This window comes from Frankia sp. Allo2, from assembly GCF_000733325.1.
Taxonomy (GTDB): Bacteria; Actinomycetota; Actinomycetes; order Frankiales; family Frankiaceae; genus Frankia; species Frankia casuarinae.
Genome location: NZ_JPHT01000106.1, coordinates 1 through 1690 on the forward strand (window position 1 = coordinate 1; position 1690 = coordinate 1690).

Below are 1690 nucleotides of genomic sequence, written 5' to 3' on the forward strand. Positions count from 1 at the left end.
CCGGACTCCGCCGCACCTGCGCCTCAAACAACTCCGACAACGTCACCTCCGGCACCACCACCCCCGTCTCATTCCACCCATCCACCACCCGGGCCCGCTCGGTCTCGTCGAGGAGCGGCACCTGGCTGACCCGGAGCGTGGGATCGGCAGCCACCGCCTCCAGCACCCGCACCAGCCGGTTCGCCGTCTCCTCGGCCGTCCGCTGGTCGAACAGGTCGGCCGAGTAGCCGACCGCCCCGCTGATCCCGGCGAGCTCCCCGTCGGGAGTGCGGTTCTCGGCCAGGCTGAACGACAGGTCGAACTTGGCCACGTCCGAGCCAGAGCGCTCCGGCCGTACCGACAGGCCGGGCAGCTCCCAACCCCCGTCCTGGTGGGTGTTCTGGAAGGTCAGCATCACCTGGAACAGCGGGTGCCGGGACAGCGAGCGGGCCGGTTGCAGCTCCTCCACCAGCCGCTCGAACGGCACGTCCTGATGGGCGTACGCCGCCAGGTTCATCTCCCGCACCCGGCCGAGCAGCTCGGCAAAGGACGGGTCGCCGCCGAGGTCGGTGCGCAGCACCAGCGTGTTGACGAAGAACCCGATCAGATCGTCCACGGCGGCGTCGCCGCGACCGGCCACCGGGGTGCCCAGCGCGATGTCGGTGCCCGCGCCGAGCCCTGACAGCAGTACCGCAATCGCCGCCTGCATCACCATGAACAGCGTGGCCCGCTCGTCCTGGGCCAGCCCGGTGAGCCGCGCGTGCACCTGCGGGCCGAGCCGCAGCGGCACCGAGCCGCCGGCGAAGGAGGCCACGGGCGGGCGCTGGCGGTCGACCGGCAGGGTCAGCTCGGCAGGAAGCTCAGCCAGGGTCGACCGCCAGTACGCCAGTTGCCTGCTGATCAGGCTGTCCGGGTCGTCCTCACTGCCGAGCACTTCGCGCTGCCAGACCGCGAAGTCGGCGTACTGCACCGGCAAGGGCGCCCACGACGGTTCCTGACCGGACAGTCGCGCCGCATAGGCCGCCGACAGGTCGCGGGTCAGCACCCCCATCGACCAGCCGTCGGCCGCGATGTGGTGCATCACCAGGAGCAGCATGTGCTCCTGCGGGGACAGCGCGAACAAGGACGCCCGCCATGGCAGCTCGTGGCGCACGTCGAACGGACGACTCGCCTCGGCCGCCAGCAGGCCGGGTAGTTCCCGCTCATCGGTGTCCTGCACCACGAGCTCGGGGCCGCCCGCCAGGATCTGCTGGAAGGGCAGCCCATCCGAGTCGGGGAACACCGTCCGCAGGCTCTCGTGCCGAGTCGCGACGTCGGCCAACGCCGCGCGCAACGCCGCCCGGTCCAGGTCACCGCGCAGCCGCAGCGCCATCGGCATGTTGTAGACCGCGCTGCCCTCCTGCAACCGGTTCAGGAACCACATCCGCGCCTGGCCGAACGACAGCGGCAGCACCGCGGGCCGCCGGCCCGCCACCAGGGCGGTACGAGCGGTACCGTCGCCGCCGACCAGCCTGGCGACACCGGCCGGGGTCTGCGCCGTGAACAGGTCGTGGATGCTGACCTCAGCCCCGAGCGCCCCCCGCACCCGGGCAATCAGCCGCATCGCGAGCAGAGAGTCACCACCAAGATCGAAGAAACTGTCCTCGACCCCGACCCGCTCCAACCGCAACACCTCCGCAAACAAACCACACAACACCTCCTCCACCGCGGT

General features: G+C 71.1%; 1 protein-coding gene. It reads right to left on the reverse strand.

Going from position 1 to position 1690, the window contains the following annotated elements; translation table 11 throughout:
- The coding region (locus ALLO2_RS22990) for a condensation domain-containing protein (RefSeq protein WP_232235316.1) at positions 1–1663 on the reverse strand (1663 nt) is incomplete at its 3' end.
- Positions 1664–1690 lie beyond the last annotated feature (27 nt).